This is a genomic window from Chryseobacterium mulctrae, assembly GCF_006175945.1.
Lineage (GTDB): Bacteria > Bacteroidota > Bacteroidia > Flavobacteriales > Weeksellaceae > Chryseobacterium > Chryseobacterium mulctrae.
In genome coordinates, this window is sequence record NZ_VAJL01000001.1 from 2,646,413 (window position 1) to 2,665,557 (window position 19,145).

14 protein-coding genes are annotated in these 19,145 nt (G+C 32.8%); 13 read left to right on the forward strand and 1 reads right to left on the reverse strand.

Features of this window, described 5'->3' with window-relative positions:
* The 4 genes from FDY99_RS12150 to FDY99_RS12165 all read left to right on the forward strand — a co-directional run bounded on the left by FDY99_RS12150 (position 1) and on the right by FDY99_RS12165 (position 5,689).
* Positions 1 to 1,140 (forward strand): EpsG family protein, encoded by a 1,140-nt coding sequence (locus tag FDY99_RS12150; protein WP_139421798.1) that lies wholly within the window; start codon positions 1 to 3, stop codon positions 1,138 to 1,140.
* Positions 1,141 to 1,291: 151 nt separating this feature from the next.
* Positions 1,292 to 1,504, forward strand: a complete 213-nt coding sequence (locus tag FDY99_RS23700; RefSeq protein WP_394344550.1) for a T9SS type A sorting domain-containing protein — start codon at positions 1,292 to 1,294, stop codon at positions 1,502 to 1,504.
* 272 nt (positions 1,505 to 1,776) lie between these two features.
* Positions 1,777 to 4,347: a type I DNA topoisomerase gene (topA, locus tag FDY99_RS12160; RefSeq protein ID WP_139421800.1), complete on the forward strand. Its 2,571-nt coding sequence runs from the start codon at positions 1,777 to 1,779 to the stop codon at positions 4,345 to 4,347.
* 214 nt (positions 4,348 to 4,561) lie between these two features.
* The gene (locus tag FDY99_RS12165) at positions 4,562 to 5,689 is read left to right on the forward strand and encodes a transglutaminase domain-containing protein (protein WP_139421802.1); all 1,128 of its coding nucleotides are present in this window, start codon (positions 4,562 to 4,564) and stop codon (positions 5,687 to 5,689) included.
* Positions 5,690 to 5,697: 8 nt separating this feature from the next.
* On the opposite strand, the gene FDY99_RS12170 is transcribed toward FDY99_RS12165, so the two are convergent.
* Positions 5,698 to 6,603 carry a hypothetical protein gene (locus FDY99_RS12170; RefSeq protein WP_139421804.1) on the reverse strand — a complete coding sequence of 302 codons (906 nt, stop codon included), beginning with the start codon at positions 6,601 to 6,603 and terminating at the stop codon, positions 5,698 to 5,700.
* Between the two features lie 196 nt (positions 6,604 to 6,799).
* Between FDY99_RS12170 and FDY99_RS12175 the strand changes: the two genes are divergently transcribed.
* The 9 genes from FDY99_RS12175 (at position 6,800) to bamA (ending at position 19,145) form a co-directional block, all read left to right on the forward strand.
* Positions 6,800 to 7,885 (forward strand): glycoside hydrolase family protein, encoded by a 1,086-nt coding sequence (locus FDY99_RS12175; RefSeq protein WP_139421806.1) that lies wholly within the window; start codon positions 6,800 to 6,802, stop codon positions 7,883 to 7,885.
* 152 nt (positions 7,886 to 8,037) lie between these two features.
* The gene (locus FDY99_RS12180; protein ID WP_139421808.1) at positions 8,038 to 9,108 is read left to right on the forward strand and encodes a formimidoylglutamase; all 1,071 of its coding nucleotides are present in this window, start codon (positions 8,038 to 8,040) and stop codon (positions 9,106 to 9,108) included.
* A 3-nt stretch (positions 9,109 to 9,111) separates the two neighbouring features.
* A complete protein-coding gene (locus tag FDY99_RS12185; RefSeq protein WP_139421810.1) occupies positions 9,112 to 10,113 on the forward strand; it encodes a glycosyltransferase in 1,002 nt (333 codons plus the stop codon).
* Between the two features lie 103 nt (positions 10,114 to 10,216).
* Complete coding sequence (locus FDY99_RS12190) at positions 10,217 to 11,347, forward strand: glycosyltransferase family 4 protein (RefSeq protein WP_139421812.1); 1,131 nt, start codon at positions 10,217 to 10,219, stop codon at positions 11,345 to 11,347.
* 30 nt (positions 11,348 to 11,377) lie between these two features.
* Positions 11,378 to 12,217 (forward strand): polysaccharide biosynthesis/export family protein, encoded by an 840-nt coding sequence (locus FDY99_RS12195; protein ID WP_139421814.1) that lies wholly within the window; start codon positions 11,378 to 11,380, stop codon positions 12,215 to 12,217.
* 3 nt (positions 12,218 to 12,220) lie between these two features.
* The gene (locus FDY99_RS12200; protein WP_139421816.1) at positions 12,221 to 14,713 is read left to right on the forward strand and encodes an exopolysaccharide transport family protein; all 2,493 of its coding nucleotides are present in this window, start codon (positions 12,221 to 12,223) and stop codon (positions 14,711 to 14,713) included.
* A gap of 216 nt (positions 14,714 to 14,929) precedes the next feature.
* On the forward strand, positions 14,930 to 15,823 hold the full coding sequence (gene porG, locus FDY99_RS12205; RefSeq protein WP_139421818.1) for a type IX secretion system protein PorG: 894 nt from the start codon (positions 14,930 to 14,932) through the stop codon (positions 15,821 to 15,823).
* A 6-nt stretch (positions 15,824 to 15,829) separates the two neighbouring features.
* Positions 15,830 to 16,579: a polyprenyl diphosphate synthase gene (gene uppS / locus FDY99_RS12210; protein ID WP_139421820.1), complete on the forward strand. Its 750-nt coding sequence runs from the start codon at positions 15,830 to 15,832 to the stop codon at positions 16,577 to 16,579.
* Positions 16,580 to 16,607: 28 nt separating this feature from the next.
* The gene (bamA, locus tag FDY99_RS12215; RefSeq protein WP_139421822.1) at positions 16,608 to 19,145 is read left to right on the forward strand and encodes an outer membrane protein assembly factor BamA; all 2,538 of its coding nucleotides are present in this window, start codon (positions 16,608 to 16,610) and stop codon (positions 19,143 to 19,145) included.

Consider the following 19,145-nt stretch of genomic DNA (forward strand, 5'->3'; position numbering starts at 1 on the left):
ATGAGTTTACTGCACCCTTATTATCTGATTGCTATTGTTTACATGCTGTTTTTTAGCGTTCAGGAAGTTTTTGGAAGTAAGGTAGAAAAAAAATGGTTTTGGTTTTTAGGAATCTATTTGATGATTCTTGCTGGACTTCGTGAGAATGTAGGACCGGATTATGGAAGTTATGTAATGATTTATGTATATGCTGATACTAAAGAGTATATTAATATATTTCTAAAAGCATTGCATATACAAGGTTCTGAAAATGTTGATTTAGAATGGCTCTTTGCATTGATTAATAAAGTATTGCTTAATGTATTTAATGCACCGTTTTATGTCCTTACACTGGTTATTGCTATTTGCGCTGTGTTTTTTAAAGTAGAATATACTGATGATAATACCTTTTATCCATTTACTTTTACTTTATTTATGTTTATTCCTGGCTTTTTTATTGGAGAAAGTGGACAGATAAGGCAAAACCTTGGAACTTTTATCGTGTATTTTGCCATACGTTACATCAAAGAAAGAAAGCTTATTCTCTATCTTTTCTGGATGTTTATTGCTTCGGGTATTCATAATGTCTGTTATCTCTTTTTACCAATGTATTGGCTTGTTCGTGTTCCTTTAAACAAATACTTGATGCTGATTTTAATCATTGCTTCTGTTTTTGCTTCGCCATTTGAGATTTATAGGGGGTTCGGAGATTTCTTGACGAGTATTGCATCAGATAGTATGCTTGTAGAGGGCTTTAACGGGTATGTAAGCTTATCTGCTGAAAGATTGAATGGTGGAATTGGTATCCCGGAAGTAATGATGGCAATTCTTACATTTTTCCTGTTTACGTTTGATGATGAAATGATGGAGAAATTTCCGTACTATGAATATCATAAAGTTTACGCAGTGATAGGTATTTGTATGTATTTTATTTTTAGGAACAATAATATATTTTCTTCCAGAATGGCAGGAGCTTTTATCGGCTTTGCATATGTCATTATTCCTAATGCCATGTATGTAGTTTCCGCAAATACAAAAAAGGTCATTTATGCTTTTATAATTACATTATTTCTGTTTAATTTTATCGTATTCTCAAGCTTTAAAAATATTACAAACGGAAGGTTTACATCTGAACTTTACAAAAATTACTTACTACCTTAGTGTTATTTAAAAATATACAAAGCCTTAATTACTAAAAATTTTTATTAATGAATTTGAATAAGATCCTATTCCTGTAGCTCTTGTTTCTGCTGTACGAGCTTCAAATGTTTTCAGCAAAGATGAGATTTCTGAAAAGATAAAAGAAAACAAGATTACTCTTTTCCCAAATCCGGTACAAGATCAATTGTATATTAAAGCGACCGAGGATAAAGATTATTATTTTCAAATTTACAATGCGGCAGGTCAAATGGTAAAATCAGGAAAGTTTGAAAACAATTTTACCAATGTCTCTGGCTTGGTAGGAGGTATTTACTTGGTAAGAATTAATAATTCTGAAACAGTAGTTAAGATTATAAAAAAATAAAAGCATAAGGCTTAAAGAATTTAAAAACAATTCAATTCTTTAAGCCTATGTTATTTAAAATATCAAATACCCCAAACGGTTTTGTCTATTTTATTAAAACAAGAGCTTTTCTCAGATTACCTTTTTTTATTTGGTAATCGATTGGGAAATGGCTTTTTACTTTCAAAAAAAATATCTAAAAAACCTTGATTTGAGCCATTTCAAGGGGTAAATAAAATCATTTAGCAAAACTCATCTAATAAAAAAGCTTTACTTTTGCAAAAATTTTCAATATGTCGAAAAATTTAGTAATCGTTGAGTCCCCTGCAAAAGCAAAAACTATTCAGAAATATTTAGGAAAGGATTTCGAGGTAAAATCCAGTTTCGGACACATCCGAGATCTTCCTAAAAAAGGAATGGGGATTGACTTGGAGACCTTCAGCCCAGATTACGAAGTTTCTGCCGACAAAAAGAAATTGGTAACAGAATTAAAGTCTGCCGTAAAGAAAGCCGAAATGGTTTGGCTTGCTTCCGATGAAGACCGTGAAGGAGAAGCTATTGCTTGGCATTTGGCAGATGAATTAAAACTGAAACCCGAAAACAGAAAAAGAATTGTTTTCCACGAGATTACTAAAAATGCGATTCTTAAAGCAATTGAAAATCCTAGAGATATTGATCAGAACTTAGTAAACGCTCAACAGGCGAGAAGAGTTTTAGACAGAATTGTAGGTTTTGAAATGTCTCCGGTACTTTGGAAAAAAGTAAAACCAGGTCTTTCTGCAGGTAGAGTACAGTCGGTTGCTGTACGATTAGTTGTTGAAAGAGAAAAAGAAATTCGTGAGTTTACTCCAAAAGCAGGCTTCAAACTAGACGGAATTTTCTTAAATAAAGCAATGCAGGAAATCGCTGCTAAGCTTAAAAAAGATTTCGAAAAAGAAGAAGAAGCTGAAAAATTCTTAGAACTTGCAAAAACAGTTGAGTTTAAAGTTTTAAATGTAGAAACAAAACCGGGAAGCCGTTCTGCATCTGCACCGTTTACAACTTCTACACTTCAGCAGGAAGCCTCTTCAAGATTAGGTTACAATGTGACCAACACGATGCGTCTTGCACAAAGACTTTACGAAGAAGGATTCATTACCTATATGAGAACCGACTCGGTAAACCTTTCTCAGGAAGCAATAGAAGGCGCAAAAAATCAAATTATATCAGAATACGGAGCAGAATATTCTTCTCCGAGAAATTATACTACAAAATCTTCATCGGCTCAGGAAGCTCACGAAGCGATCCGTCCGACAGATTTTTCTGTAAAATCAATTGCAGATGTGCAGCTAAGTAAATTGTACCAGTTGATTTACAGAAGAACATTGGCTTCTCAAATGGCAAATGCTAAAATTGAGAAAACGGTTATCGAAATTGGTAATGCCAAACTTCCACAGCATTTTGAAGCTCAGGGTGAGGTTATTATTTTTGATGGTTTCCTTAAAGCATACGGAATTGTAAAAACAGAAGATGATGATGAGGAAAACAACGAAAAGTTATTGCCAAAAGTAACCGTTGGTGAAGTTTTAAGCTATAAAAAAATTACGGCACAGGAAAAGTTTACAAGACCTAGTGCAAGATATACAGAAGCCGGATTGGTAAGAAAACTGGAAGAATTGGGAATTGGTCGTCCATCGACTTATGCTCCAACCATTCAGACGATTCAGAACCGTGAATATGTTGATAAAAGAGAAATTGAGCCACAGATAAGAGAGGTGGTGAAAATCTCTTTAACAAATGATAAAATCAAAAAAGAAGTTCTTGACGAAAAATTTGGGGGCGACAAAAATAAATTTGTTCCTACTGACATAGGAGAAGTTGTGAATGATTTCTTAACGAATAATTTCAGTGAAATTCTAGACTTCGGGTTTACTGCAAGAGTAGAAGAAAGTTTTGACGAAATTGCAAGTGGTGCCCAAAAGTGGAAAGAAATGATGATCGATTTCTACTCAAAATTCCATCCAAGAATTGCTGATGTAGAAGAAAATGCAGACCGTGCGAATGGTGAAAGATTATTAGGTGTAGATCCGAAAACCGGTAAAAATGTTCATGCAAGAATCGGAAGATTCGGAGCCATGATTCAAATTGGAGAGCAGGATGATGAAGAAAAACCAATTTTCGCCTCATTATTGGCCGGACAAAATATTGCGACCATCAACCTGGAAGATGCTTTGGAGCTATTCAAATTACCTTTTGAATTAAATAGTTTTGAAGACCAGACCGTATCAGTCGGAGTCGGAAGATTTGGTCCTTATGTAAAATGGGGTGAAACTTACATCAGTATTCCTAAAGGTGAAGATCCTCTTTCTATAGATCAAAAACGTGCGGAAGAAATCATTGCTGAAAAAAAATTAGCCGATGCACCTATTGCATCTTACAAAGGTGAGCCAATTACAAAAGGAACAGGAAGATTTGGTCCTTTCATTAAGTATCAAAGTATTTTCATCAACGTTCCGAAGAAATATAACTTCGAAAACCTTTCTCAAAGCGACATCAACGAATTGGTAGAAGCCAAACTGGAAAAAGAAGCCAACCGTTACATCCAACAATGGGAAGCCGAAAAAATCTCAATCGAAAACGCAAGATGGGGTCCTATCGTAAAACACGGAAAAAATATTTATAAAATTCCAAAGAAAAAAGACGATACCAAGTATGAAGCAGACGAACTGAAAGACGTTGCTATCGATGAGGTTAAAAAATGGATTACCGCACAAGATCCAAAAGCTTTCGCCGAGAAAAAGAAACCGGCAGCGAAAAAGACAGCCGCAAAAAAAGCGACGACAGCGAAGAAAACGGTTGCTAAAAAACCGGCAGCGAAGAAATAAATAGTTTTTAAACTTAGATAAATAAACCCCTTTTGAAATTCTCAAGAGGGGTTGTTGTTTTGTTATACTTTGTAAAATTATAATAAAAACGGGTTAGATTTATACTGACACAAAACGCTTTCTTGTGCAGTATGTTTAAAAGAATATGCAAATAATTGATAGTTTAATGTAACAAAAATGAGAATATAATTGTCTATTAGGTAGAATATGATATATGAAAGCAAAAATTTTAGGACTAATTCTATTTAGTTTCATCAGTCAAAACTTATTTTCTCAAAAAATGCTGCCAATTATTAAGGCAACTTCATCGGTCGTTGATATTAGAGATGATAATAAACTTTATAAGAAGGCTTGGAATATTGTTCCGAAAGAAAAGTTGGATATTTATACCACTTCTGGTAAAAAGGTTACTTTCTACACCGATATTGACTCCATTACTTTCAAAATCAATCCCAAAAAAAGTTATGATTTTATTATTTTATTAAATGGAAAAGATTCTGCGAGAACCCAAATTAAATATCAGCCATCAAAGCTATATGTTTTAAAAAAAAGCGGAAAATATAATTATTCAGATAATAATTATTTACCGAAGTTTACTTATCAATCACCTGAAAACATAGGATTACAAAATCTTAGGAAGGATTTTAAATTAGATTCAATTGCTGGAAAAGGCAACGAGTTATCTCAAATTTTTAATCTAATGCATTGGGTTCATAGCCTCATAAAGCATGATGGTAACAGCAATAATCCAACATCGCAAAATGCAGCAGATTTAATAAAAGTTTGTAAAGCAGAAAACCGGGGGGTAAATTGTAGAATGCTGGCAATAACTTTAAATGAATGTTATCTTTCGATGGGAATAAAATCTCGTGCAGTTACTTGTATGCCGAAAGATAAAAACGATAATGATTCTCATGTCATCAATATGGTCTATAGTAAAGATCTGGATAAGTGGATTTGGATGGATCCAACTTTTGACGCATATGTTATGGATAATAAAGGAAATCTACTTGGAGTAGAAGAGGTAAGGGAAAAGCTAATTAAAAATGAGCCTCTGGTTTTAAATGCCGATGCTAATTGGAATAGAGAACTTATGCAAACAAAAGAGGGGTATCTTTATCACTATATGGCAAAAAATCTCTATCGTTTACAAACACCTCTTATGAGTGAGTATGATGCAGAAACATTAAAAAAAGGGAAAGAAATTGTATATGTTGATTTGCTTACTTCAGATGAATTTGAACAAGTGGAAAAAAAGAAAGAAATTTTATATAAAGATATTAATGCAAAGTTGATTTTTTATAAACTTAATAATCCTGATTTATTTTGGAAAAAACCGTGATAGAAACTTTATTCCCATTCAGTTACTATTTTCAATAAATGGATCATTATATTTTTCTTCTCATAATCATTAAATTTATCTGAGGTTAAAGCGCTATTTAAAATATAATCGCCTGAATTGTAATCGTCATTAAAGGTGTTGGTGGTATTCGAAACTATGTTATAAAAATCGTAATAATCATTGTGATCTAATTTTTCTTTATCAATTAAAACTTGCATTTTTTTAAGATAGTATGCTTTTATTTCATCAAAATATTTTTCTCTAACCATTGGCAAAAGTTCTTCTTTTCCTTTTTGAAACTGTTGTAATGCATTCTTGTACTGTTGGTCAGAATATTGAATCGTATCAGTGGTGATGCCTTTTTGTTTATAATATTCTATAAAATCAGGGTCGGGAAGTAATCCGTTTTCTATAGACCAGTCTAAAGTTTTTTCAAATCGTTCCTTATCATTTTTTAGATGCTCAATTTTTGAGATCGTTCTTATTTGGTGGGCTATTTTCTTATATTTTTCCAATTCTATTCCCTGTACAGCTAAAAAAGATTGATATTCTTTTCCATTTTTTCTAATGAAGAAAATATTAGTATATGCTGTCCAATTATTAGCTTCGGTAGGTTTCATAATACATCCTCCTTCATTGGTTATTAAATCCGAATAATAATCTTCATTGTCTAGATACTTTCTGACTGTGAGTTTTTTTGGTATTGTAGAAAGCCTGTTTTTTAAGATACTGTCAATTTTATTTATTTTGACATAGGTATTGTTGGTAAAATCATTGATGCGAATAGTATCAAAATCGAAATCATAGCAAACGATAATTAAATCACTTTTAAGGATTGCCTTCCGAAGGTTTAAGTTCTGAGCATAACTATTGATCATCAGAAATAAAAGCAATAAAATTTTTAAATTTTTCATCTAAGTTTTTTTAATCAGATTAGTAAAACCTGTTGCGTATTATCAATAACTCAAATATAACGATTTTGTCTACATATTCAATCTCAACAGAAGATTTTGGAAAGCAATTTTAAATAGACTCAAATTTAAACCCAGCCCGAAACCGCAGGACACTCTTTATTTCCATTTCTTCTACATTAGCTGAAAATCAAATCAAATGAATCATCCAAAATACACACGCAAAGATTTTTTAAAAACTTCAGCTTTAGGAATTGGGGCTGTATTTTTGGGGTCGTCATTTACTAAAGCATTTGATTTTTCCGACAAACCTTATTTTAAATTAAAACCGATTGGTCGTTCATTAGAACTCGAAGGATATTATATTTGGTGTTCTTCTCCGATTTGGGGCGAAGATGGAAAAGTGTATCTTTTTTATTCCCGATGGAAAAAAGAAAAAGGAATGGGCGGTTGGCTCAATGGCTCTGAGATTTGTCGGGCGGAAGCCAATTCTCCATTCGATAAATTTGAGCATAAAGAGGTTGTTCTTGGTCCAAGAGGTGGTGATTTTTGGGATGCAACAACCTGTCACAATCCTTTAATTAAAAAAGTAGATGATCAATATTATCTGTTCTTTATGGGAAATTCCAACGGAAAAACAAATACCAAAAGAATAGGATTGGCTACTTCAAAAAGTTTGAGTGGAAAATGGGACAGACCGGATCAACCTTTGCTTCTTCCCGGAAAAGAAGGTTCTTGGGACGACCATTGTACTACAAATCCAGCTTTTGTAAAAGGAAATGACGGAAAATATTGGCTTTTCTACAAATCCTGGAATACCAAAGAATACGAAACTCAGAAAGGAACCGTTCGAGGTAACCGAAAATACGGATTGGCAAAAGCAGATTCTCCAATCGGACCTTACAAAAAGGTTTCTGGAAATCCGGTGATTGATTTTTCAAACTTACCTAACAATGCTCAATTGGAAGATGCTTTTATCTGGAAAGAAAACGGGAAGTTTCATATGATCGCTCGTGATATGGGATTTTTTAACCACGAATACGGATTGCATTTAACGACAAAAAACGGAATAGAATGGACAAAACCTGAAATAGCCTATCTCAATATGCAGTCTTATATTCAGGAAGCTAATCCTCCAAAATATTTAAAACGATTCGGAAGGTTAGAACGTCCTATGATTTTGATGAGCAAAGACGGGAAAAGACCTGAGTTCTTATTCGGAGCAACACAAGGAGGCACGTTTGAAACTTCTACGACTTTCGTATTTGAGATTTTGAAGAGTTAAGCTTAAACTACACTGGTTTGATCAACCTTGTCAAAGTTCAAAACTTTGACAAGGTTGATGACAAGAATATTTTTCGTTCTGAAATATAATTTCAAAACTCTATAGACTCATTTAATTTTAATATTTTTGAGCTTTAATAAGTATTTGAGAATATGGATTTTGAAGATTTTATCATTTCACCAAGAAATTTCAGAACAGAAAACTGGCAGATCGGAAATAAGATTACAAAGGAAATAAAAGAAGACAGCATTGTACTCTTGTTTGTTTCTGACTACAGAGGAGCAAACGGTGATGCTGAAGTTCAGGATTTTACGGCGGTAAGAAAAGAATTTTACAAACTTTCGCAACTGGATTTTGAAATTCCGATAGTTGATCTTGGAGATTTAGTTTCAGGAAAATCGGTAGAAGATTCTCATTATATTTTACAGGAAGTTTTGTCGGCATGTCATTATAAAAGAGCTATTCCGGTGATTATTGGTGGTTCTAATGATTTTGCATTCTCATTATTTTCTGGTTTACATTTTCATCAGAAAAATATTAATTATACTCAAATCAGTAATATTATTTCTCTGAAACAAGGTGAAAATATTAATGAACATACTTTTTTAAGTAAAATTTTAGGTTCGAAAAACTTTTCTATCAAAAATTATCATCATTTAGGATATCAAAAACATTTGAACGAGCAGGATTCTGTAAAGCTCATCAAAGAAGTGGAATTTGATATTGTGCGTTTAGCAGAAATGATGAATTCTACAGAAAAAACCGAACCTTTTTTCAGAAAAGCAGATTTGGTAACGGTGAATTGTGATGCTATTGAAAGTTTCAGTGATGCATTTTCGATGAATCCGCAGGTAAATGGTTTAAACCGAAGAGAAATTTGTGCTTACATGAAAGAAATTGGCTTAAGTGAAAACTTGAAATCTGTAGGAATTTTTAATTATAATATTTATTCTGAAAACCAGCTCAATCACCAGCTTTTGGTACAAATGCTTTGGTATTTGATTGAAGGAATCAACATTCAACAATCGCATCCTAAAGAAAGACATTACGAAATGTTTTATGTCTTGATTGAAGACAGGCAATATGCTTTCAAGCGTGATACTTTCAGTAATCTTTGGTATTTTGGAGATGATGAAAATATTGAAAACTGTATTCCGTGCTCAAGAAGAGATTTTGATGAAGCTAAAAAAGGTTGGCTGAGCGCAAGATTTACAAAAATCTAAACGATGGAAAACCCGAATCCAAAAGTTTCTGTAATTGTCCCTGTTTACAACGTTGAACATTATTTGGCTAAATGTCTTGATTCTTTGGTGAACCAAAGTCTGCAGAATATTGAAATTATCGTTGTAAATGATGGAAGTAAAGACGGTTCGGGAAATATTATTCAGCAATATTCGGAAAAGTATTCGGATAAAATAAAAGCTTTTACCAAAGAAAATGGAGGTTTAAGTGATGCAAGAAACTTTGGGATTGATCAAGCAACGGGAGATTATTTGGGGTTTGTAGACAGTGATGATTATGTTTCTGGAACAATGTTTGAAGACATGTTGAATCTGGCTGAAAAAAACTGTGCGGAAATGGTAATCTGCAATATTCAGAAAGTGGATGAAGAAGGAAATGTAACGCAGAAGCTGACCCAAATTCCTAATATGCCTGAAAAAATTGTTTTGGAAACAAATTTTTCTGCTTTCTCAGATTTGAGTTATTTTGCTTGTAATAAATTATTCATAAAAGAGCTATTTGCTCATAAAAGATTTAAAAAAGGCGTTCATTTTGAAGATATTCAGTTGATTCCTCAGCTTTTGCTGGAAAGTAAAATAATAGCACAGACGCAAAATTTTCATTATCAATATCTTGAAAGAGCAAATTCTATCTCAAAAACCCACAACGAGAGAGGTTTGGATATTTTGAAAGCAGTAGAAGATGTGGAAGCCGTTTTTAAAGTTTCAAAATATTCTTCAAAAACAAAAGAATTACAGGGCTTTCAGATTTTAGAAGGAGTTTATTCTTTTTTGGCTTATCTGGCTTTTGTTAAAAGTGAAGTTCAATTCTATAGAATGTCTCAAGAGCTTGAGGATTTTATACGAAAAAGAGATGTTAAAATGAAAGATATATTGTGTTACAGTCGTTTTGGTAAGAATTATCTTTTATCTTTACCCCTGAAAAAAATAATATTCTATCTGCTTTTTTTCACTGGACAAAAAAAAATGATACGAAAACTTATGTAAACACAAATGAGATTTCAGTATTTTGGAAATAAATTTTTGAAGTTTGATATTTTAGAAATTTATATTGAAATTTGCTGAAAACTAGTAGCTTAAAAAGCAGTTGATGAAAAATTTTGAATTATTCTTGAGTGAAACTGGGATTTCTATTTTTTACATAAAAATAGGGTTGGGTTTCTTGTCTTCTTTTCTGATTACGTTTTTTTCTATTCCCACAATTATTAAAATTTCAAAACGTAAAAACCTGATGGATGAGCCAGGTGTAAGGAGCTCTCATCTTAGAAAAATTCCTAATTTGGGTGGCATTGCGATGTTTTATTCCATAGGAATTTGTACTTCAATTTTTGCGTATGAAATCTTCGATTTATATAAATTTCTTTTTGCCTCGCTGATTATTCTGCTTTATGTAGGAATTATGGATGATATTGTTGTCATGCGTGCCTACAAGAAATTGGTTGCACAGATTGTAGTATCGGCTTTCATCGTAATTGGTTCAGATGTAAGAATCAGAAATTTATTTGGAATTTTTGGTATTTACGAAATTCATTATTTGGTAAGTATCATTTTTACAATTATTACTTTTATTATTCTTATCAATGCATTCAATCTTATTGATGGGATTGACGGTCTTGCGGGTGGGTATTCTCTTATTTGTAGTGCACTTTTTGGAATTAGTTATTATCGTTTAGGAGAGTATAATTATCCATTAGTTATTTTATCGATCGTTTTAATTGGCTCTGTATTAGCATTTTTATATTATAATTTATCTAATTTACGGGCGACAAAGATATTTATGGGTGATACGGGTTCTATGCTTTTAGGATTTTTATTGGCATTTACGTGTATATGTTTTATAGATATTTTTATAGATAAAAAAACGCTGAGTGTTCCGAGATATCATTTGAAATCGGCTCCTGTAGTGGCCGTTGCAATTCTTATTCTCCCCATTGTTGATACATTAAATGTTATTATCGTGAGACTTTGGAATAAAAAATCACCTTTTGAAGCAGATAAAAACCATATTCACCATAAACTTCTTCAGCTTAATCTCACCCATAGAAGAGCTAGCTTTTATATTATATGCTATTATTTGTTTATCGTTACAGTTACATATTGCTTTAGACACGCTAATGTGAATCTATTATTGTTGATCATTCTGTTTTTAGGTTTTTTAGGAGCTTATATTCCAGATATTATTTTTCTATTACGGAATAAAAAACTAAAAACTAATAATTAAATTATATTTTTGCAAACTACATTTATTACGATGAAAATTTATAAATACTTCCTATCCTTAATTTTGCCTTTTTTGATGGTTTCTTGTATCACTACAAAAGACGTAAAATATATGCAGCCAAGTGAAAGCCTTGTTATCAATGAAGAAGGTTTGATTCCCTATAATATTCCTGTTTACAGGGTTACCAAAAATGATATGCTGACTTTGAATATTGTAACAACTCCTAAAGGTGATGCAGCTCAGTTTTATTCTTCTTTAAATGCTCAAGCGACAGGAAATAATATTTCATTTAGCGGAGGCGGTGGAAATGGGACAGGCGGAAACGCAATGATCTATTTTAACGGTTTGAAAGTTGATTCGAAAGGGGATATATTGGTTTTCGGTATCGGATATGTAAAAGCAGAAGGTAGAACCATAGAAGAGATTACTCAGGAGCTTCAACAAAAAGTAAATGAAAATTTCCAGGAGGGTAAATCTGAAGTAAGGCTCAATACAGATGGGATAACCTATTATGTCTTAGGGGATATTGAAACTACCGGCATTACAGGAGAGAAAAAGGCTCACAAAAATACATTGACTTTAACAGAGGCAATTTCTATTAATGGAGGACTAAACAGAACCATAGATCGTAAAAATATTGTAGTGTATAGAAAACTCCCGGAAGGTATCAAAAAAGCTAAGATTGATCTTACACGAGAAGATGTGATGAATTCTCCTTATTATTATGTGCAAAATGGAGATGAGATTTTCCTGACTACGCAGAGAAGAGCTCTCAATGGCTTTGGAAAAGATCCAATACAAACACTAATCAGTGGCGTTTCTGTACTTACAACGGCATTGTCAATTTATCTACTTATTAAAAACCTTTAATGTATGATTCCAGGAAAAGAAGCTTTAGTAGGTAAGAATGAACCGCAAAAAGAAAAATACGGATCATTTGCTTTATTTGATATAGAACACTTTTTAAGAAGAATCCTTCGAAACTGGTATTGGTTTATATTGATGTTGTCTATTGGGTATGCTGTGTCATGGTTTTATGGCAAGTATTATGCACAAAATATCTATGCATCAGATTTAAAGTTAAGTATTTCAAACAATACAGCAAGTTATTTTACACCAAGCCAGTCAATTAATTTTATATGGGGGCAAAATGGTAATCAAGATGGTATCTATTTGAAAAAAATGTTATTGTCTAGGTCGCACAATGAATTTTTAGTAAAAGAATTAGGACTTTTTGTAAATTATAGTACAAAAGGAGTTATTAAATCTACTTTTTTGGATAAAAATGACTCCCCTGTATTTTTAGAAATAGATAGAAAACATTTACAACAAGTCAATTATCCTATTACCCTGACTCCTAAAGGAGAAAATTCTTACCAGATAAGTTTGCCGGAAGAAGGACAGTCAAATTATTTGTATTCTTATGATTTTGAGGGCTTTAAGAGTGTCAAAAGCTTTGCCAGACCTGTCGATAAAACGGTCAAGGTCAACGAATGGTATACAACACCCAATCTTAGGTTTAGATTGGTTCCTAACCCCGTAGCTCCTTCTATAAATTTAGAAAATATTATTGTAAATCTCTCTACGGTAAACGATGCAGTAAATGAAATTGTTTCTACAGTGGGGGTAGATTTTGATAGAGAAATTAATACTATTATGATAATCTCTAAAACGGGATTTAACCTAAATAGTACAGTTAATTTTCTTAATAAATCTGTGGCTGAGCTTCAGAAAAAAAGGTTTAATGATAAAATAAAAGTTGATCAAAATACAGAGCTGTATTTGAAAAACAGTTTGACAGATATTAGAAAAAAGCTAGATTCAAGTGCGGCATATCTAAACTATCTTAAGGTTTCAGAGAAATTATATGATATTACCAACAGAGACGAAAAATCTTTGCAAAAAATAAAAGAACTAGAAGCCAAAAAAGCAGATATACTTAGTAAAATGAATTCTTTGAATAGTATCAGAAACTCTGTAGAATCTCAAGGTTTCGATAGAATGATTAGTCCTTCTGCGGCCGGGTTTGATGATGGTCTTTTTACTGCGTCTGTTTCTGAGCTAAAAGCGCTTTATCTTAAGAAAAGAGAATTGGCATCAATTTATACCCCTAATTCGGAACCTATTAAGGAAATAAACCGATTGATCAGTGAAGCAAAAACAAATTCTTCTGGATCTCTTAGAAATGTTCATACTGTTTATACTACAGAACTAAACAAAATAGATCAGCAAATCTCAGAAGCAAGTACTGATCTTACAACATATCCTGAAAAGCAAAGGAAATATCTTGATGCGGAAAGGGGCTACAATATGATAGAAGCCACTTACAATAGCTTGCTTGCTAGACAGAACGAAAGCCAGATGAGACTTGCAACCAATCAGTCTGACATTACGGTCATTGACCCTGCGAAAAATCTTGGACAAGGACCTATTGGGCCTAATGTGAAAGGAACGAAAATGACAATTATCGGCGGGTTACTTGCTTTTCCATTTGTTTTGATTCTTTTAGGAAGCCTTTTTGATAGTAAAATAAGGAACATTAAAGAATTGATTAGTGCAACCAGAATACCACTATTGGGAGTAATTGGTAATAATAACAATGAAAGTATGCTTACGGTTTTGAACACTCCGAAATCTTCAGTTTCAGAAGCGTTTAGGGGTATTCGAGCAAATATAAGATTTTTGTCAGGGGAAGATAATAAAAGTAAGGTTATCTTGGTGACTTCATCTATTGGAGGAGAAGGAAAAACATATATTTCAATAAATCTGGCTTCGGTTTTAGGTTTAAGTGACAAGAAAACTATTTTATTGGGAATGGATTTGCGGAAACCAAAAATTTTCGGAGATTTTAATGTTGATAATAAGCTGGGGATTTCAAATTATCTTACCGGAGAAGCATCAATTGATCAGATTATTAACAAAACAAAAATCCCTAATCTTGATGTGGCAACTTCAGGTCCAATTCCTCCAAATCCATCTGAGCTATTGATGAGCGAAAGAAATATCAAGTTTATAGAGGAACTTAGACAATTGTATGATTTTATTATCATCGATTCACCACCAGCTGGACTTGTTGCTGATTCTTATGAGCTGATGAAGCATTCTGATGCCAACTTGTATGTTGTGCGTCATGAGTATACTGAAAAATATATGCTGAAGATGATCACAGAAAAATATCATAACAATGAAATCAAACATTTAGGTTTAGTTTATAATGATTATGTAATTAAACAGGGGTATGGTTATGGCTACGGGTATGGTTACGGGTATGGTTACGGGTATGGCTATTTTGATGAAGATAAAAATTATAAAGAGCCTCTTTTGATTAAAATAAGAAACAAAATAAGAGCAGTTTTTAATAGATAGAGATAAAATAGATCCTCATTAACTGGGGATTTATTGTTTATAAATTTTTTAGAAAACTATTAAAAAAAGAATAAATTTGTTACTTTGTCGTTTACTTTATAACAAATTATATTTTTTTGTTTATTTTTAACTAAACATTAAGATTATCATTAATATAAAAATGTTTTATATTTGCAAAAATTAATTTTTAAAATAACCATAAATCCATATTCTTTTATGAATAAAAAATTATTGTTTAGCTTCCTTACCCTCTTAGGAACTGTGGTAAGTTTAAAAGCACAAAGAAATGAATTGGGAATTCGCTTAGGGATGAGTAATCTTGTTGGCGATATAGGAAAAACCAATTACATTTTACAGCAACCTTTGGATTTGGATAGAGCTTCAGAATGGGGCGTTCCTTTTTATGGTGGTATTTTATATAGATTTAATTTTAATCCACATCAGACAGTTAGATTAGACTTAGGGTATAACCAGGTGCAGTTTAGCGATAAGGCAGCAAAAGAAGAATATAGAAGAAACAGAAACTCATTTGGTAAAAATAATATTTACGAAGCAAGTTTAATGTTTGAGTACAATTTCTTTCCTGTAAATAATGAACAATTAAGTATGTTGAGCCCTTATATTTTTGGGGGAATTGGAGGTTTAATGTTTGATGCTCCAAAAGCTACTTTAACACACGATTTTAGAAGAAATGCAGATGGTGTCGCACAGGCTCCAATTAATGAAACAGATTTTGTAACTACAACAGAATATTCTTTGGGAAAGAAAACAGTTGCACAGATTCCTTTCGGGGTTGGTTTAAAATATAAATTCAATCATGGATGGGCTATTTTTGCTGAAGCTACTTTCAGATATACTTTAACTGATCAACTTGATCACAGTAAAATTCTTGCAAAAGATGTGATTAGTAATTATAATGCAGATATTTTGAGCCCTACAACCGGAGGTTCTTTGCTGCAAACTGGGAATTATTATATCGTTTCTAAAGAAAGAGAAACCGCTTATATAAACAACAGAGCTGTAGGTGATACAAACTCTAAAGATTGGATGAATACTTTTAGTTTAGGATTGACCTATTCTTTTGGTAGACCACCATGTTATTGTGATTAAGAAACTATGTCGTTGATAAAAAAACAAATAAATTCCGAGAATTTGCCAAAGCATGTAGCTATCATTATGGATGGAAACGGAAGATGGGCAAAATCTCGTGGTGAAGAAAGAACTTTTGGTCATAAAAATGCCATTAATGCAGTAAGAAATGCCATTAATGCATGTAACGAGATCCATATCCCTTACCTTACCCTTTATACATTTTCCTCAGAAAATTGGAATAGACCTACAGATGAAGTAAATATCTTAATGAGTCTGCTCGCTGAGACACTTTTATTAGAAGCTGAAGAAATTTTTACGAAGGGATTAAGAATGCATGTTATTGGTAATTTAGATAAACTACCAGTTATGGTAAAAGACCAATTACTGAGTGTGGTTGATCTTACAAAAGAAAACACAAAAGGAAATTTAGTATTAGCAATCAGCTATGGCTCGCAAAGTGAAATACTAAATGCTGTAAAAAATATAAGCTCCGATGTAAAAGAAGGAAAGGTAGAGGTGGAGAATATTGATGAGAAATTATTTGAAAACTATCTTTATACAAAAGATTTTCCACCAGTGGATCTACTTATCAGAACAAGTGGTGAAATAAGGATAAGCAATTTCCTGCTTTGGCAGATTGCTTATGCAGAACTTCAGTTTCTTAATGTTCTGTGGCCAGACTTTACAAAAGATATTTTCTTCCAATGTATTGTTGATTATCAAAATAAGGAAAGAAGATATGGTCTTACAGGCGACCAAATTCAAATTCAGTAAATTTTAAGAAAAGAAAGATTACGATAAAATGAAGTTTAGACTATTACCCATCATTATGTTTGCTGCTTCTGCACATTTTTATGGACAGGTAACTCCGCAAGACAGTACAAAGGTTGAGACCGCTGCTGTTCTTGCAGAAAATCAAACAGGAACTTACACGCTGAAGGACATTGTTGTTGATGGGGTAAAAAAATACACACCAGCTCAGATCTTTAGATTTACAGGCCTATCAAAAGGTGAAATTGTAGATATTCCGGGGCAGAAGGTAAGTAATGCTATCAAAAAACTTTGGGATTCTCAATCTTTCTCTGAAGTGGAAGTTTATGTAGAAAGCATCGAGGGACAGACCGTTGTTCTTAGATTTTATCTACAAGACTTAAAAGACCTTGGCGAAGTAAAATTTACAGGTAAAGGAATCGGAAAGTCTAAAGGTGAAAAATTAGCAAAAGACAATAATTTAAAGCCAGGAACAAAGATCACTCAAAATCTTGTTTCTAGCCTTAAAACAAATATTCCTAAAGATTACGTTAAAAAAGGTTTTGCAGATGCTAAAATCACGATTCAGGATAAGGTAAACGCAAGTGATCCTAATCTTGTTGACTGGACAATCAATGTAGACAAAGGGAAAAGAATAAAAATCAGCCACATCGAGTTTGAAGGAAACGAAAGTGTAACTGATGCAAAGCTTAGAAAAAAAGCTTTCAAAGAAACCAAACAAAAGAGATTTGGGATCGGTGGTATTTTGAAATCTTCAAAATTTGTTGAAGAAAAATACCAGGAAGACAAACAAAGCTTAATTAATTATTACAATTCATTAGGGTACAGAGATGCTGCAATTGTTTCTGATTCTGTATGGAGGAATAAAAAGAATAACTACGAAATCAATGTTAAATTGAAAGAAGGTAAAAAATATTATATTGGTGATATTACTTTTACCGGAAATACAGTTTTTGCTACAGAATATCTTCAAAGAATCTTGGGATATAAGAAAGGAGATATTTACGATGCAGTAGGTTTCAACAAAAAAGTAGGGGAAGACGGAGGAAAAGAAGATGATTCTGATATCAAATCAAATTACATGAATAACGGTTATCTTTTCTCAAACGTTACTCCTGTAGAAAAATCGGTTAATGGTGATGCTGTTAATCTTGAAATCAGAATTGTTGAAGGTGAACAGGCAAGTTGGAACAAAGTAACTTGGTCTGGTAACACTACAACTCATGACCATGTGATTTTGAGAGCGTTAAGAACGAAACCTGGCGAATTGTTTAAGAAAACAGAAATCAAAAGAACATTTTTTGATTTAGCGTCAATGTCATTCTTTGATCCTCAACAGATCGGTCAGGATATTCAGCCAAATCAACAAGATAATACAGTTGATATCGGTTGGAAATTAGTAGAAAAAGGTTCTTCTCAGGTCCAGTTGCAAGCTGGTTACGGAGGTAACAGTTTCATCGGAACTTTAGGACTTACTTTTAATAACTTTTCATTGAGAAATTTCTTGAAGCTTAAAGATTTTAGACCGGTACCTCAAGGTGATGGTCAGACTTTATCTATTCAGGCTCAAGCCGGACAATATTTCCAGAATTATGGAGTTTCGTTTACAGAACCTTGGTTGTTTGGTACAAAACCAACAGCTCTTTCTGTAAGTTTAAATAATTCTAGAGTTAATTATAGCCAGTCTACAGGACCAGATCAGAGATTAAATATTTTCTCAGCTACTGTGGGTTTAAATAGATATTTAAGATGGCCGGACGATTATTTCTCTTTATACACAGGGATTCAATTCCAAAAATATAACTTCAGCAATTATCCTTTTGAGTTTGGTGATACCACAGAATTATACGGTAATGCAAACAATTTAAGTTTAAATGTTGGATTAAGCAGAAACTCTGCAGGTATAGATCCTATTTTCCCTACAGTGGGTTCAAATATTGAAGTATCTGGTAAATTTACTCCACCGTATTCATTGTTCAGTAATAAAAATTATTCAACGATGGCACCTACTGATAAATATAAGTGGATGGAATTTTATAAGGTGAAATTTAAAGTCGATGTTTACAATGAAGTTATCGGAAAACTTGTTTTAAGATCTTCTGCTGAAATGGGCTTCATGGATGGTTACAATAAGGAATTAGGAGCGCCACCCTTTGAAAGATTCTACGTGGGTGGAACCGGACTTTTTGGAGGTAGATTTGATGGTAGAGAATTGATTCCATTAAGAGGTTATGAAAATGCTTCTACATATGGTGGCCAGGCTGAAGATATTACTCAAAGAGGAGGAGGTACTATTTACAACAGATTTACATTAGAACTAAGATATCCGATTTCATTAAATCAAACAGCCAAAATTTATGCACTTACATTTGCAGAAGGAGGTAACGTTTGGAACAAGTGGGGAAATTATAACCCTTTCCAGCTTAAAAGATCTGTTGGTGTGGGGGTAAGAGTTTACATGGGAGCATTTGGTTTAATAGGATTTGACTTCGCTTATGGATTTGATAAAACAATCAGTGGTGATGTTTCAGGAGGTAGAACACACTTCTTAATGAACCAATCTTTATAA

What these genes read in the sequence shown, in the direction of transcription:
- bamA (WP_139421822.1), top strand. Translation starts at nt 16,608, where the DNA reads ATGAAGTTTAGACTATTACCCATCATTATGTTTGCTGCTTCTGCACAT.
- FDY99_RS12150 (WP_139421798.1), top strand. Translation starts at nt 1, where the DNA reads ATGAGTTTACTGCACCCTTATTATCTGATTGCTATTGTTTACATGCTG.
- FDY99_RS12195 (WP_139421814.1), top strand. Translation starts at nt 11,378, where the DNA reads ATGAAAATTTATAAATACTTCCTATCCTTAATTTTGCCTTTTTTGATG.
- FDY99_RS12165 (WP_139421802.1), top strand. Translation starts at nt 4,562, where the DNA reads ATGAAAGCAAAAATTTTAGGACTAATTCTATTTAGTTTCATCAGTCAA.
- FDY99_RS12190 (WP_139421812.1), top strand. Translation starts at nt 10,217, where the DNA reads ATGAAAAATTTTGAATTATTCTTGAGTGAAACTGGGATTTCTATTTTT.
- porG (WP_139421818.1), top strand. Translation starts at nt 14,930, where the DNA reads ATGAATAAAAAATTATTGTTTAGCTTCCTTACCCTCTTAGGAACTGTG.
- FDY99_RS12175 (WP_139421806.1), top strand. Translation starts at nt 6,800, where the DNA reads ATGAATCATCCAAAATACACACGCAAAGATTTTTTAAAAACTTCAGCT.
- uppS (WP_139421820.1), top strand. Translation starts at nt 15,830, where the DNA reads ATGTCGTTGATAAAAAAACAAATAAATTCCGAGAATTTGCCAAAGCAT.
- FDY99_RS12200 (WP_139421816.1), top strand. Translation starts at nt 12,221, where the DNA reads ATGATTCCAGGAAAAGAAGCTTTAGTAGGTAAGAATGAACCGCAAAAA.
- topA (WP_139421800.1), top strand. Translation starts at nt 1,777, where the DNA reads ATGTCGAAAAATTTAGTAATCGTTGAGTCCCCTGCAAAAGCAAAAACT.
- FDY99_RS12185 (WP_139421810.1), top strand. Translation starts at nt 9,112, where the DNA reads ATGGAAAACCCGAATCCAAAAGTTTCTGTAATTGTCCCTGTTTACAAC.
- FDY99_RS12170 (WP_139421804.1), bottom strand. Translation starts at nt 6,603, where the DNA reads ATGAAAAATTTAAAAATTTTATTGCTTTTATTTCTGATGATCAATAGT.
- FDY99_RS12180 (WP_139421808.1), top strand. Translation starts at nt 8,038, where the DNA reads ATGGATTTTGAAGATTTTATCATTTCACCAAGAAATTTCAGAACAGAA.